The 15,585-nt window shown below is 34.8% G+C and carries 13 protein-coding genes; 9 read left to right on the plus strand and 4 right to left on the minus strand.

What is annotated here, in order from left to right; genetic code table 11:
* Nucleotides 1-108 precede the first annotated feature (108 nt).
* Nucleotides 109-369 carry a metal-sensitive transcriptional regulator gene (locus KD050_RS09565; protein WP_211895937.1) on the minus strand — a complete coding sequence of 87 codons (261 nt, stop codon included), beginning with the start codon at nucleotides 367-369 and terminating at the stop codon, nucleotides 109-111.
* A gap of 293 nt (nucleotides 370-662) precedes the next feature.
* On the opposite strand from KD050_RS09565, the gene KD050_RS09570 reads away from it, so the two are divergent.
* Genes KD050_RS09570 through KD050_RS09585 form a run of 4 tightly spaced genes read left to right on the plus strand, consistent with a single transcriptional unit; the run spans nucleotide 663 to nucleotide 3,357 of the window.
* A complete protein-coding gene (locus KD050_RS09570; protein WP_370627207.1) occupies nucleotides 663-1,679 on the plus strand; it encodes a multicopper oxidase domain-containing protein in 1,017 nt (338 codons plus the stop codon).
* Between the two features lie 13 nt (nucleotides 1,680-1,692).
* Nucleotides 1,693-2,862 (plus strand): ZIP family metal transporter, encoded by a 1,170-nt coding sequence (locus KD050_RS09575; protein ID WP_211895938.1) that lies wholly within the window; start codon nucleotides 1,693-1,695, stop codon nucleotides 2,860-2,862.
* Between the two features lie 21 nt (nucleotides 2,863-2,883).
* Complete coding sequence (locus KD050_RS09580; protein ID WP_211895939.1) at nucleotides 2,884-3,114, plus strand: helix-turn-helix domain-containing protein; 231 nt, start codon at nucleotides 2,884-2,886, stop codon at nucleotides 3,112-3,114.
* A gap of 54 nt (nucleotides 3,115-3,168) precedes the next feature.
* On the plus strand, nucleotides 3,169-3,357 hold the full coding sequence (locus KD050_RS09585; RefSeq protein WP_211895940.1) for a twin-arginine translocase TatA/TatE family subunit: 189 nt from the start codon (nucleotides 3,169-3,171) through the stop codon (nucleotides 3,355-3,357).
* 397 nt (nucleotides 3,358-3,754) lie between these two features.
* On the opposite strand, the gene KD050_RS09590 is transcribed toward KD050_RS09585, so the two are convergent.
* Together KD050_RS09590 and KD050_RS09595 are read right to left on the minus strand one after the other, a co-directional pair.
* Nucleotides 3,755-5,245, minus strand: coding sequence for a HAMP domain-containing sensor histidine kinase (locus KD050_RS09590; protein ID WP_235753959.1), 1,491 nt, complete (start codon nucleotides 5,243-5,245; stop codon nucleotides 3,755-3,757).
* On the minus strand, nucleotides 5,235-5,912 hold the full coding sequence (locus tag KD050_RS09595; protein WP_211895941.1) for a response regulator transcription factor: 678 nt from the start codon (nucleotides 5,910-5,912) through the stop codon (nucleotides 5,235-5,237). The genes KD050_RS09590 and KD050_RS09595 overlap by 11 nt, the downstream gene beginning before the upstream one ends.
* A 143-nt stretch (nucleotides 5,913-6,055) precedes the next feature.
* On the opposite strand from KD050_RS09595, the gene KD050_RS09600 reads away from it, so the two are divergent.
* The 5 genes from KD050_RS09600 (at nucleotide 6,056) to KD050_RS09620 (ending at nucleotide 12,675) form a co-directional block, all read left to right on the plus strand.
* Entirely contained in the window at nucleotides 6,056-6,325 is a 270-nt protein-coding gene (locus KD050_RS09600) for a hypothetical protein (protein ID WP_211895942.1), read from the plus strand.
* A 372-nt stretch (nucleotides 6,326-6,697) separates the two neighbouring features.
* Complete coding sequence (locus KD050_RS09605; protein WP_211895943.1) at nucleotides 6,698-8,641, plus strand: ABC transporter ATP-binding protein/permease; 1,944 nt, start codon at nucleotides 6,698-6,700, stop codon at nucleotides 8,639-8,641.
* Entirely contained in the window at nucleotides 8,641-10,440 is a 1,800-nt protein-coding gene (locus tag KD050_RS09610) for an ABC transporter ATP-binding protein/permease (protein WP_211895944.1), read from the plus strand. Before KD050_RS09605 ends, KD050_RS09610 begins: the two co-directional genes overlap by 1 nt.
* A gap of 1,304 nt (nucleotides 10,441-11,744) precedes the next feature.
* Nucleotides 11,745-12,137: a hypothetical protein gene (locus KD050_RS09615; RefSeq protein WP_211895945.1), complete on the plus strand. Its 393-nt coding sequence runs from the start codon at nucleotides 11,745-11,747 to the stop codon at nucleotides 12,135-12,137.
* A 256-nt stretch (nucleotides 12,138-12,393) separates the two neighbouring features.
* Nucleotides 12,394-12,675, plus strand: a complete 282-nt coding sequence (locus KD050_RS09620) for a hypothetical protein (protein ID WP_211895946.1) — start codon at nucleotides 12,394-12,396, stop codon at nucleotides 12,673-12,675.
* Nucleotides 12,676-13,405: 730 nt separating this feature from the next.
* Here KD050_RS09620 and glmS read toward each other — a convergent pair.
* Nucleotides 13,406-15,208 (minus strand): glutamine--fructose-6-phosphate transaminase (isomerizing), encoded by a 1,803-nt coding sequence (gene glmS / locus KD050_RS09625; RefSeq protein WP_211895947.1) that lies wholly within the window; start codon nucleotides 15,206-15,208, stop codon nucleotides 13,406-13,408.
* Between the last annotated feature and the right edge of the window lie 377 nt (nucleotides 15,209-15,585).

Consider the following 15,585-nt stretch of genomic DNA (forward strand, 5'->3'; position numbering starts at 1 on the left):
CCGGGGTATATGTTATGATAAAAAAATATACCAATACCGGTAAGGGTATATATTATGATAAAAAGAAATATTCGTCAACTCTTATGATAAAGAATTAAAGAACATTTTTTATCTACTCTTAATTAGTAGTTCAACTGCCTCTTTTACAAGGTAATCAGTGTCTTCACCATTCTCAATGTTTTTTCGAACACATTCCTCAAGATTAGTACTTACTATAACACCCATTGTACGATCAATTGCAGTGCGTGCAGCTGATAATTGCGTGACGATATCTCTACAGTCTTTCCCTTGTTCCATCATGCCGAGTACCCCTTTTATTTGTCCTTCAATTCTTTTTAAACGATTAATTACACTTTTATCGTATTCCATATTAACCCCTCCTCAGTACTTATCAATCTTCTTTATTTATAAGCCCATATTATACCCCCATACGTATAATGTCAAGCGCATTACATTTAATAATCGCACCACAACTCAGTAAACATAAAAGGAATAGTCCAGTTTAATGAACTGAGCTATACCATATATTTATTTTCAATACTAATTGCACTAAATAAATAATTAAATAAGTAAATGTATTGACAAAAAGTTCTCCTGACGAATAAAGTAATGTTAAACACTTTAAATTTTCCTTAAGGAAACTTTTTTGGGAGGGACGAAAAATGATGGACAAAAGAAATGTATCAAGGAGAGACATTTTAAAAATGGGTTCTGCAGGAGTTATTGGATTAGCGGGGAGTTATTTTTTAAATACAATTACTGGACTTTCACCTGCTGTAAAAGCGGCAACCAACAGTAGCCAAAATCACCATAATATGAATCACAGCAATAACAGTGGAGATTTATCAAAAACTGAAGGCTATTTAATGGCTGAAAAGTTACTTACTACTTTTGATTATGGAAAAGTGAGTACTCTTCCGAATGGGCAAACCTTAAGGGAATACGACGTCATAGCCATTGATAAAGAAATTGAAATTGCAAAAGGAATTAAATTTCCAGGATGGACATATAACGGAACAATTCCTGGACCGACATTTCGTTGTACAGAGGGGGATCTTCTTCGGTTTCACTTTACCAATGTTGGAAGTCATCCTCACTCCATCCATTTTCACGGAATCCATCCACCTGAAATGGATGGGCTTGATTCAATTTATCCCGGACAAAAATTCACGTATGAATTTGTCGCAAATCCATACGGATTACAAGTTTACCATTGCCATGTTCTCCCATTAGCACGACATATTCATAAAGGACTATACGGTAACTTTATTATTGATCCAAAAAAGCCAAGAGAACCGGCATTGGAATTAAATATGGTCATGAATGGATTTGACTTAGATTTAGATGGTGAAAATGAATTTTATACAGTAAATGGATATGCAAATGCATTTATGAATCACCCTATTAAAATCGAAAAAAATCAGCTTGTTCGAATTTACCTGAGTAACCTAACTGAATTTGACTTATTAAACTCTTTTCATTTACATGCTAACTATTTTACGTACTATCCAACAGGTAGAAACGATAACCCTTCACAATTTACAGATACAATTATGCAATGTCAGGGTGAACGCGGAATAATAGAAGTTCGCTTTCCATATACAGGGAAGTATATGTTTCATGCTCATGTAAGTGAATTCGCGGAATTGGGCTGGATGGGATTTTTCGAAGTAGAGTAAAGGAGGTTCTAAAATGAAGGTTAAATGGTTAATTTCAGGATTAATACCTCTATTGCTACTTATCGCAGTAGTAGCATGGGTGATGATAAATGGGGCTGGTATTGAAAAAGATCCTGCTGCACCAATAGAGGTATTAAATATTGAACGTATAAAAACAACTAATAACGGATTCGAGTTATCCATTAGTAATACAGGTCCAGAAGCTATTACGATATCTCAAGTCATAGTTAATGATTCATTGTGGAATTTTAGTGTTACTCCTTCTGAAACATTTAAACGTTTTGAGGAAGGAACAGTAACCATCAATTATCCTTGGGTATATGGAGATCCACATACAATAAAGCTAATAACCGAAAATGGGATTATTACAGAGGCTCAAATTGCAGCTGCTACACGTACACCTGAAAGAAGTTTGAGTAATTTCCTTAATTATGGGTTCATCGGTTTTTATGTAGGGGTTGTTCCAATTACTTTAGGATTATTGTGGTACCCATTTATGAAACGTTTCTCCCGAAAATGGATTAACGCAATTCTTGCTCTTACCGTTGGATTACTTCTGTTTTTATTTATCGGAACTTTGGTGGATGGCTTTGAGATTGGCGCCGCAGCCCCTGTAGTTTTACAAGGAAATATGGTGGTTATTCTAGGAGCATTGCTAACTTTCCTGTTTTTAATTGGATTTGATCAGTATCAGCAAAAGAAGCAAGATAAGCACGTTTCTTCACCTCTTAATATTTCTTTGTTAATGGCTATAGGTATTGGGCTTCATAACTTTGGCGAAGGTTTGGCCATAGGAACATCTTTTTCTCTAGGTGAAGCTGCCTTAGGAACATTTTTAATCATTGGATTTACCCTTCATAATATTACAGAAGGTATAGGAATAGCTGCCCCTTTACTAAAAACTAGTCCACGAATTCGAGACTTTGTATTACTTGGCATAATAGCGGGCACCCCTGCAATCTTAGGAACTTGGTTTGGTGGTTTTATTTTTTCACCAATTCTAGGAGCTCTATTCTTAGGGATTGGTGCCGGTGCCATTTTACAAGTAATATTTGTGATAACTAAAATGTTGATAAACGAACACAAGAAACATTTGGAACCAGTTGCTTCTTTGTTAAATTTATGTGGCTTTACGATAGGTTTACTGATTATGTATCTTACAGCTTTTTTTGTTAAATATTAAATCACCCTGGAGTGAAGAAATTTGAAAAGAAATATCCATAAAAAAAAGAGTAATTTTGGGGTTTGGCTAGATGATCAAGAAGATATAAATATCTATGTTCTAGCAAAAGCTTCTGGCATCAGTTATACAACAATTGCTAAATTATGCAACAACCCAAATTACTTTCCCAATTTTTCAACGATTGCTAAAATAAATAAAGGTTTAAAAGAGCTTGGGAAAAGCGTTGTATTAATCGACTATTTCGATAAATAACTTAGTAGTAATACCATTGTCCATGTAAAATTAATAAGATGATTGGAGGATATCATGATTCAAAACTTAGGGATTCCAGGGTTGATATTGGTTTTGATAATAGCTCTAATAGTTTTTGGCCCATCAAAGTTACCAGAAATAGGGAAAGCATTTGGCTCAACATTAAGAGAGTTTAAAAACTCAACTAGGGATCTTTTATCAGATGACGATAAAATTGTAAAAAAACAAGACAAAGAAATTTAAAACACTAATTAAAAGATAACTATTGAATAGTCACTCCTGTTCCAAAGAAATAAACCACATGTTGTATCCATAATATCTGAATTCAGCATGTGGTTTTTTTTACTAGTTGGGGGACTTCAGAATATAGGTAAATACTCTCTAAACATAATTGTTTTATCTTTATTACCCTTGGTTAATAGATGATTAACCTTATATGACCTAGCCATCTATTAAGAGAAGAATTTTACTTAGCATAAAGAACCCCTCTAAATTTTCCTAAGTTAGAGAGGTTTTACTTTTGTTTATACTACCTATTTTTACTTCAACACTGAGTTGTCTGCAATTAGTGAAATGAAAATTCCTTTTTTTGTACTGACAACATCAAGATATTGTAGGCAATTAATTCACACTTAATAGATTATTCAATAGGTATAATGAGACGAAATATAGTTTCATGTGGGGTGGTTGATACTAAGAGCAATTCACAATTATTAGCTTCAGCAAGTAGTCGACTTAAAGGTAACCCGAGTCCTAATCCTTGCTTCTTCTTTCGTTTACTGTCTCCTCTATAATAGCGTTCAAAAATATACGGAATTTCCGGCGTTGCAATCCCTTTACCATTATCTAAAATATCAAGGTTCAGCTTTTTGTCTTCAATTGTAATGTTTAAAGTGATTTTATTTGCCTCTGCTCCTGCACTATTCATTAAAAGATTAAGCAAAACCTGCTTAAGCTGCCCCCGATCAGCTACTATTTTCAGTGGTTTGATCGAAGGAGAGACATCTATGTCTATATTTTTAAAATTTTCTATGGCATGAACTTGTTGAATTGCCTCTTCTACTACCTCTGATAGGGATAATAATACGAATTCTCCATGAATTGCACTAGATTCTAATGATGCAAAATCTAATAAGTCTTCCACCATTTTTTGCATTCGCTTAGCTTCTTCCAATGTTGTTACTAAAAATTGATCTGCTGTTTCTCCTATGACAATGCCTCCTTGGACGGCTTGTAACATACCACGTATCGAAGTAATAGGGGTTCTTAATTCGTGAGAAACTCCCGCAAGTAAATCTGTTCTCATTTGTTCAAGTTGTTGCAGACGCTTTGTCATCACTTCAAAAGAAGAAAATAGTTGTTGTAGTTCGGCTTCTTTTACTTTCGTTGTGGATGGTAGGTTCGGAGAGTAATCTCCTTCTGAGACTTGTCTCGCAGCTTCAGTTAATTGATGTAATGGAAGAATTAATTTTCTTGAAAGGTGATAAATTACAAGCCAACCTCCAAATGCGATTCCTAAGATAATTAGTACGAGAAAGCCATAAGTTTCGATATTATCTAAAAATATTTCCGGTGAAGGGGTACTTAAATATAAAGCTCCTATCACTTCGCCCTCTTTACTTAGAGGGATGCCTACACGTAGCCATGTACTCTCCTTGATTTTGACTTTTTCTTTAGTTGAATTACCGCCTAGCACACTTTCTATAGTAGTAGGTGTTTCAGCAAGAGTCTCGGATAATGATATATCTAGACTAGAAAAGTTAATAAGATTATGTCCTTCTTCAGTAAAAATTTGCATAAAATCTTGCGCAACTGGGCGCACTATTTCCGCCGGTGTAGCTAGCGTAGCGGGTGTAACAGGTACGGCTGGTGTAGAAGGTGGAATATGTAATTCATCCTGGCTAGAACTTGGTTGTGATTGTAATACTTCCGTAGAGCGTATATACGAAACGCTTAGTTGTTCCGCTCTAGTCTGTAGTAATTGAAAACTTTGTTGATTTTCGTTTACCTTTATCCATACACCAGCGATAATCCCTAAAAATATAAGAATCGCTATTAGTACTCCTGCATATCTACGGGTCCAAAAACGCAGTAAAGGGATACTATTGCCAGAAGGTAAGTTAGTTGACATATAGCATATACCCCATTCCGCGTACTGTCTTAATTTCTCCTTCATTAGTTGACCAATCACGTAAGTGTTGACGGATTCTTTTAATGGAAGCATCTACTGCTCTATCTGCACCATCATAATTCATACCCCATACTGAATCCAATAGTTGTTCGCGAGTAAAGCACTGATTAGGATGTTGTCCTAGAAAGGCAAGCAGTCCCCAATCACGTGGTGACAAAGGAATTAACTCATCAAAAAAAGAAGCTGTACGAGTAGTAAAATTTATGACAAGATGCCCTAATCTGATAATTTCATTATCTTCTAAATGCGAGGAGCGGCGTAATACGGCTTGTACTCGAGCAACAACTTCCTCAGGATCAAATGGCTTTGTGATATAATCATCAGCCCCTTGTCCAAGCCCTGCTAATCGTTCGGGGACACTTCCTCTAGCCGTTAGGATAATAACTGGACAACTACCATATTGACGGATTTGCTTTAAAATTTCTAGCCCATCATTTTGAGGCAACATCAAATCCAAAAGTACCAATGAAGGGTTATAATTTAAAAAATTTTGAATTACATCACCATCACCTAGGTCGTACAAAACCGAAAAATCATTTCTCTCCAAATATACTTTTAATAACTGCGCAATTGGCAATTCATCCTCAATAAGTAAGATGCGCTTCACTATAACACACCCTTTCTACATTACTTTGTAATTAACTTACCACAATAAGTTCTAAGTCGTCATATTGCGGTCACATTCATTAGTTAAATTAAGTATGTGGGAAACAACATCCCATATCGAATAATAATTAGGAGGAATTAGAAATGAAAAAAGTATTATTAATAGGTGCAGTAACATTAGGAGTTTCAGTAATGGCAGGATCAGCTTTAGCTTCTTCAAATGATTCAAAAGAGGTATCGACACCAGCAGTAGAAATGACAGATTCAGTGAAATCGACACCAGCAGTAAAAGCAACAGAGGCTACAAAAGCAACGCCTGAAGAAATAGCTGCACATGAAAAACAAGCAGGACTTGAAACAAAATCAACACCAGTAGTAGAATCTACACCATCAGTAGAAGCGTCAAAAAAATAATCTAATTACTTCTGCATGAGACTACAGGCTATATTTTGGTTGACCATTCGAATAATGCTAATACAAACATGTTATTAGTAAAATTCTGTGTAAGTGTCAAAGCAAAAAATCTTCTAACGAAATCTGTGCTACGTGATTATCCTAGTGCAGTCATTCGTTAGAATTTTTTTATGACCTCATCTGAACAACAAACAATCTGCTATTTACTTCATATAAAAGCTCGTAAGTAGCTTCCCCGTTGAGTCAGCTATCTATTTAATAATCATCTATACAAAGCCTCTCTGCAATCGCTTATTGCAAATTTAGCTCGTCTTATACAATAAGTATTTATTTAAATGAAGAAAAACTCAAATAGTAGATAGGAGTAAATAAATGTTTGAAATTAAAAATGTATCCAAACAATATAACGGCGAATTCGCTTTGAATAATATTTCCTTTACAATGGGAAAAGGATTGAATTTTATAGTTGGTGCTTCGGGTAGTGGTAAAACAACTCTATTGAAAATCATCAGTGGTATGGAACAAGATTTCGGTGGCGAAGTTTACTATTGTGGAAAGAATATGAAAGCATTAACCTCTAATGAAAAAAGCTATTTTTACAACAACATTTTCGGATTTGTTTGGCAGGATTTTAATTTGCTCGAAGACTTATCCGTTTTAGACAATGTGTTGTTACCACAGTATCTAAAGGATAAACAAAATCATAAGAACGCTGAAAAGATTTTAAAAGACCTTGGAATTTTTAACTTTGCACATCTAAAAGTGAAAAATCTTTCCGGTGGACAAAAACAGCGTGTTGCCATCGCTAGAGAACTAATGAAAAATCCGCGGGTTATTATTGCGGACGAGCCAACAAGTGCCTTGGACGAAAAAAACGCAAAAACAACAATGGATATTCTGAAAGCTATTTCTAAAGACAGGACTGTTATAGTTGTAACCCACGATACCAATTTAATTGATCATAAATCAAACGTTATAGACTTAGATGAGGAAGAAACGACTGCATTCCCACAAAAAAATGTAACGAAAACAGAAAAAATCACATACGGTGAAAGTCATCGCTTATCGATTAATAACGCTTTTGCAATGACTAAATCGACTGTTAAAAGTAAATTTGGTCGATTCCTAGTATCAGCCCTTTCTCTAATGATTGCAGGTATTCTTTTGCTTACAACTTTAAGCGGGACAATCAAGGGCAGCAGTCAAGGTGATTTTGACAAACTGATTGATACTTATGGTGAACGACTTACAGATATTAGTATAATTGACAGTTTTACCAGTGGAGCAGGAACCGGCGATAATCAAGAAGAAAAGCCGAACGCAGATGTATCACAGGATATTGGTGGTTTATATGATCAATATGTAAGCGATGAGCGCGTTGATTTTACTGTTTTTTTACAAGCGTTTGATAATATAAAAGTAACTGTTAGTGGAAAAGAATATCAAATACAAGGAACAGGTAATGTACCTACAATAAATAAGTTGGTAGCAGGAAATATGCCGACAGGTAAAGAAAATGAGGTTGTTGTTCCAGAAAGTTTTGTTAAAACTTTGGGCATATCAAACGATCAAGCAATCGGCAAAGAAATTGATTTTAGCAGCGCTATTTACAATTGGGACACAAGTGCTCCTGTTTTAAAAGACGCATCCATTACCGCAAAAATAGTAGGTGTTGCTGATAATACTGCCTACTATGAAATTGAAGGGGAAATGATGGAGTTTAACGTTGATGACTCTTTCTTCTTCAGCAAAGCTGCACTTGATCATTTGAGAAGACAAGCAGGAATTGAAAATGAAGCAATGGATTTTCTTATTCGAGCAAAGACGCCAACTGATATGATTGCCATTAAAGACGAGCTTAACGAAAAAGGCATTGTACCTCTTGGACAATTTGAACTTGTTGAGGATATTGTTAGATTAAATGAGCAAACAACCGAACAGTCAGGATCAGCAAGTATATTCATAGGGATTTTGGCTGTCGTTATGGTTATTGCTATTTCCCTGATCACAGGTTTTATGAGAAAAAGAGAATATGCAATTTATAAAGTTAGCGGCTTTAAAAATGCCCATCTGAGTTTACTCAACTTGATTGAAAAGTTAACAGAAGTCTTTACAGCAATTCTAATCATGCTTGTTACATCACCTCTTATCAATATGGCGACCGAGTCCTTGTTTAACGCAAGTATTCTAAATTCAAAAATGTTGCTGTCTGGCGCGCTATTGATTGCTTTAGTGGGAGTATTTGCTTACTTTACAACTGCTGTTGCCATTCTAAAGACGAATATAACTACAGCTTTAAAGACAGGTGACAAATAGTGATCGAAATAAAAAAACTTACAAAAAAATATGATGATTCACTTATTCTGGATGATACAAGTTTGAACTTTCCGAGCGAAGGACTTGTTTGCCTCTTAGGTCCATCGGGTTCCGGTAAAAGCACTTTACTTAACATGGTAGCAGGCTTCGATAGCGATTACAGCGGTGATATTACGGTTTGTGGTACTTCGATCAGCAATATGAACGCAGATGAATTGTGTAACTATCGCAGAGATAATATCGGGTTTATCTTTCAAAACTATCATCTTTTAAGCGGATATACTGTATTTGAAAACATTTTGCTTTCTTGTGCACTAAATACTTCAAGTGAAGCGGAAAATAGAGAAAATGCTAAAGAACTTCTAGATAAACTAGGATTATCACAAAAGATAGATGAAAAAATCGAAAATCTTTCGGGCGGTCAAAAGCAAAGGGTTGCTATTGCAAGAGCGATCATTAGTAATCCTCATATTATATTGGCAGATGAACCGACAGGAGCATTAGATCGTAATAACTCCAATGAAATTATGGCACTTTTAAAAGAGATTTCAAAAGATCGTTTAGTTATTGTTATTACGCATGATCAAAAGATTTGTAGCCTTGCGGATGAAGTTGTTCATATCGAAAATGGAAAACTGATTACTAGTAATATCGATACTCGAACTGATATTACTAGTAATCATACACTTAGTTTAAAAAAGGCCGTCAAAGTATCGGCGTTCAAGCGAGGACTTAAGAACTTTAAAGTGCATATCACACGCTATATTGCTATCAGTTTGGCAATCTCCATCGGTATCCTTGCATTTATGTTGTCATTATCCTCGGGGAATAGTATAGACAAGGCTATTTCGGATTTTCAGGATAATAACACCGCCTATAACAATGGGTATATTAAAGGGGAGGATGATGATGGAACAGTTTTTGACATATTGAATGCTGATGAACGGATAGGAAATGTTTATTATCAATACAAAATCAAGGATGTTTCTTTAAGGTTAGGCGATAAAACGGAAGCTTTGTTAGAAAAATATCCTATGGCAAAGGCTACTGAACATATGTCATACGGTGCTATGCCAAAAACAGGTGAAAATGAAATAGCACTTAGTCCGAGCCTAGCTAAAAAGTTTGAAAATGATATTAGTAATATGCTTGGGAAAGAACTCACTCTAAATTATGGTGACAAAGAATATACGCTTACTATCAGCGGTATTTATAACGCAGGTTATGATGATTTCTTTGTAAGCTCCGATATTGAACAAGCGTTTTATGAAAATGTAGAAGGTGAAAAACGCTACTCCATTAATTATGATGTAAAAGACTTTGAAGATATTGTATCCGTAAGTCAAATGCTTGCTGACAAAAAAATTGACAGTAAAAATTCAGCAAAAGAAGTAGAAACTTTGCAAAGTACATTTAACAATCTTAGCCGTTTGTTCTCAATTGTTTCCATTTTAATTTTAGCAATTGGTTTGTTTATCAGTACTGTACTACTTATCAAACTACAAAATTCAAGATACAGGGAAATCGGGCTGCTGTCTGCTTTAGGATATAATAAAGCAACAGTACGGAAAATAATTGTCAGTGAAAACGTACTTTTAGCAGTAATGTCCGTTATTTTTCAAGCTGCCCTCATTGGCTGTACTCATTTAGTAGGCATGGTATTCAATTTAGCGATTATCATTACTCCAGTACAAATCTTATTATCAATACTTTCCACAGGTGTTGTCGTTATTGTAATTAGCATAATAGCCAGCTACAATTTAATTCGTACAGAGCCTGCTGTAGCGTTGAGAAAATAATGCATCTTACTTAATCAAAACTAATTGTTTTCAAACTACCTTCTTGCAATTCTATATTTTGGAATGCCACAGCCTTACTGGTTGTGGTATTTTTTTACCCCGTTCTGGGAACAGAACGTAGATGAGAGCGTACACCAATACGACTTTTGGTTTCGGTGGACTACTAGTATTGACTCCTCAAACATTTTCATTCTCTGTGGCATAATGGCTAACGGATGCTTTAATTGAATAAGAAAAGAAATAAACGCTCAGAGAAATATTCTCTAAGCGTTTTTTCGTGTTATTAACATATCCAATTAGAATGATAATTCGTTATATTCAAACCACTTTTCTTTTTCTCGTTCTACGGCTCTATTATGCCCCTCAAACCAAACATTTGAACATTCACTACAATGGCTTTCTACACCATTGTTATTGTGCAAATCCCTAGGATCTTTTACGACAGTGGTAGTAGAAAATTATTTTATCTTCATTTTTTAATATCATAGTTTGCTAATTATTCTTAGTTCAAATGATTTTGCTAAATAGAGAGGGATATATTTATTATTTTAGATGACCAAATAAAAAAACTGGTTAGTATACCTAACCAGTTTTACATCACGAGTGAGTTGTCTAAGAACAAATCTTGTTGGTTTGGAATAAAGTTTGATCTAAAATATCCCCAAAATCCATATTTTAAGTTAAATGATAAGAACTCGTTTTGAAAAATGATTGATCAAAACGGGTTAATTCTTTGTGAAATACTATGCGATTTTCATAATAAAGTTTGATCATTTTCTACCTAGTAATTCTAAAACAATCGCGACCGATTGCGGTATAAATATTATATTTTTGCTAAGACAGAGTTAACAAAATCGGTTTTTCTTCTAGATATTTGTGTTTATTATGGGTCAAGATGTTGATAGCTTACATTTCTTTCGGAGAGATCCTATTTTACTAATGACTCTGTTATTTTCCCATCTAGATTTTTAATCGCCAGGTGGTATCTTCACTGTACTTGAGAAATAAGAAAAAAATAAATTTATTAATCCCATAATTATTAACATGTAGATCCCCCCTAATTATAAATTAGGGGGGATCTACTATAATTATCACACTTTAGAAGCAAGGAACTGTATCTGTCACAATTTTGCGAATCATCCTGTATATATTAACATTAGTTTACTTTATATTGAAGTTAAGCCATTGAAAAAGAAGGAACTTTAGCAGGAAGAAAAATGTTGAAGAGTAAAAGAGTGCAAAAATCAATCGTTATCTATTATTTTATAAAAATAGATATACAACTAAAGGAGAGTTTATAAAAGATGAAAAAGATTATTATGATTATTGTCTCAGTTTTGTTTTTCACTAGTGTTAGTAGCGTAAGTGCACAACAATTATCTAAAGGCGAAGTAACTACTGATACACAAACATTTGACTACCCTATCAATAGTGTCGAAACGGGCGAAGAAGTAGGGTTAGAAACAATTCAAAATGAGACAATTAAAACAGTAAAAGATAATGGAATTACTGAAATTGTATTGAATACTATCAACACTACTAAGTTCTATGACAGTAAAGAAGTAGAAACAGAAAAAAACACTACAACATTTACCTACAAGAATGGTGTATTAGAATATATAGATGGAGTTAAATCAGAATTTCCTACAAGTGATTCATTTTCACTAAGAATTAAAATTTCTAAAACCATTAGCTGATAAATTTAATAATGGTACAATAAGTTATGATGAATATAAAGAGGAAATAAGGAATTCTAAGATCATTGCTGAAGATGGTAACCAACAAGTTATTACTCCATTAGCTTCATCAGGTGGAGTTTATAACATAACGCATTATGATAAAAGTTCAAGAGGTGGATATTATCTTTACTCTGGTAAAATAAAAGGTTATATAGCAGGTGGAATTGAATCTTTCGGCTTAGACCCTAGAGCAGCGGTAGCTGGCAGTGTATTTATGAAACATAATTATTTAGTATCGGATCAAGGCGGGTTAGTATCTTCATTTATTAATAGAGCTGACTCAATTGCTAGTGCAAGAGTTGAAATTGCTATTGAAGCTACTGCATTACTTGCGGCATTAGGAGTAGCAGTACTTACGGTTCCTACGATAGTTGGTGCAATTGGAGGAGGAACAGCAGCAGCAGCCGTCGCAGCACGTATGTACTCTTTGTCTACGGGTGGTCATAATAGTATCGAAAAAGCATATGAGATTAATCAAAGTATAAGAAATCAATAAGTAATTAGTTAGGAGGTTTCACATTGAGTGATATATTCTATCCACTTTTTGTAAGTTTAGTAATTGTATTTTGTCTTGGGGTATTAATTGAGCGAAAAGGCAAAAAAGGTGAACGTTTGCTTATGTATCTCAGTATATTCATTTTATTGTTCATATTTACAAGACTTTAGTCTTGAATATAAACTAGCATGAGTAATTACTTTAACAATAAGAAGAATATACCTCTTAATAACCTCATTAAAAAAAGCCTTTTAAAGGCTTTTTTATTTTCTTATTTAGTAGACAATAAAAAACCCTGTTTTCTAACATTAAGTCACCTTTCTTACTGAAACTTCCTTTAGCGGTACCACGGCTTATAATCCGTTCCTAATCCTTGTCCGCGACCGTCTTTCAACTTTTTATCAATCGACGATGAACGTTTACGTTTGGACATAATTCACCTCTACTTTTTTATTTACATAACGTTATTTTTCTAAGTTCTAATTCAATCTCTTTTATTTTTTTCAACGACATTTCCATTTTGCATAAATTCTTTGTTAATTTCTCCAAATTAATAATTAAACTAATATTTCTAAAAGTAAATATACTGAAAAAACAAAAAATAACCTCTTTCAGATATCATATCCGAAGAGGTTATTTTAATCAAACTTTATTACGAATGATCAATCTTAATTACAAATGATCAATCTTTATTTCAAAGCAACAAATCTATCCTAAATCTACAACCAAATTATTCTACAGTCACTGATTTCGCGAGATTTCTAGGCTTATCTACGTCACAGTCTCTGTGTAATGCTGCGAAATAGCTGATTAGTTGTAATGGAATTACCGCTACTAGTGGAGCGAAGAGCTCGTTTACTTTTGGAAGTACGTAGCGATCTCCTTCTTCCTCATGACCTTCCATTGCTATGATACATGGGTTAGCGCCACGAGCAACTACTTCTTTCACGTTACCACGAATATTTAGGCTTACTGCTTGTTGAGTAGCTAAAGCAATGATTGGTGTACCTTCTTCGATAAGAGCGATAGTACCGTGTTTTAGCTCTCCACCAGCAAAACCTTCTGCTTGGATATACGAAATCTCTTTTAGCTTTAATGCACCTTCTTGGCTGACGTAGAAGTCTACGTTACGTCCAATGAAAAACGCATTTCTAGTAGTTGCTAAAAACTCTTTTGCGATTTCTTCCATCTCTTCTTTAGAATCTACAATTGCTTGAACAGCATTTGCTACAATTCCTAATTCTTTCACAACATCAAAGTCTAATGTTTTCCCTTGAGATTGTGCGTATACAGAAGCAGTTACCATTAATACTGCAACCTGTGCTACATATGCTTTAGTAGAAGCAACAGCAATCTCTGGACCTGCATGAAGTAAAAGTGTGTGATCTGCTTCACGGGAAAGAGTAGAACCCGGTACGTTTGTCATCGTGATGGTTGGGTACCCTAATTGTTTTATCTTCACAAGAACTTGTCTGCTATCTGCAGTTTCTCCTGATTGTGTTAGGAACATGAAGATTGGCTTTTCTGATAGTAGTGGCATATTGTAGCCAAATTCACTAGAAATATGCACTTCTACAGGGATACCAGCAATTTTTTCAAAGTATTCTTTCCCTATTAGTCCACCATGGTAGCTTGTTCCAGCTGCAATGATGTACAGGCGGTCAGCATCTTGCAGTGCTTTTAAAATGGCAGGATCTATTGTAAGGTCTCCTTGCTCATTTTGGTAAGATTGTATAATTTTACGAATAACAGCTGGCTGCTCATCGATTTCTTTTAACATATAGTGAGGATATGTTCCTTTTTCAATATCGCTCATATCTAGCTCTGCTTTGTATGGAGCACGTTCAACTTTTGTGCCTTCCAATGTTTGAATTTCTACAGAATCTTTGCGAACGATCACTATTTCTTGGTCATGAAGCTCAACATACTGCTCTGTTACTTGAAGCATCGCCATTGCATCCGAAGCTACAACATTGAATCCTTCTCCAACACCTACTAGTAATGGTGATTTGTTTTTCGCCACATAAATAGTATCTTCGTCTTCATTATCCAGTAAAGCAAGTGCATACGAACCATGTATTAAATGCAATGTTTTGCGAAGTGCATCAATTGTAGATAGTCCATCTTTAGAAAAACGCTCTATAAGTTGTACAATTACTTCCGTATCTGTTTCAGAAGCCATTTCTACGTCTGATAAATATGCTTTTTTCATCAAATGGTAGTTTTCAATTACTCCATTATGCACTAATGTGAAACGTCTTGTAGTACTTTGATGAGGATGTGCATTTTCATGGTTTGGAACACCATGCGTTGCCCAACGAGTATGACCAATTCCAACAGTAGCCCCAACTTCTGTATCTACTACATCGCGTAAATCTGCAATGCGACCTTTTTCTTTGAACACCATAACTCCATCTTCGTTTATGACAGCAATACCCGCTGAATCATAGCCTCGGTATTCTAATTTCTCTAACCCTTTTAATAAAATTTCTTTTGCATCAGTTTCTCCAATATATCCCACAATTCCACACATAATTTAAATTCCTCCGTTTACATTCATGTCAAAATAAGCTCCCTACACAAGGCGTGTAGTAGCCAATTAAGCTAAGAATGCCTTCTATTCCACCTGTCATTCGATCACTCGAATGTTTTATGAAAAAGAATAACAACCGGGCAAATACGGTCGGGAGGCATCCGCCGAAATTTCGATAACCTCCACCTCGTCTGCTGAAGATGATTTTCCGTCCAATTTCTTCAGCTCTGGCGCTATAATTGTTTTCTATATTTTACGCGTTACCTTTCCTCCATTTCTACGCGGTTACCAATACTAGATTAGCAACTTCTACATTATATATGTTCATAGTATGCTCGTCAATTTAATGGGTGCAGGAGGTTTTAATCAACTTAGAG

The organism is Psychrobacillus sp. INOP01 (genome assembly GCF_018140925.1).
Classification (GTDB): Bacteria; Bacillota; Bacilli; order Bacillales_A; family Planococcaceae; genus Psychrobacillus.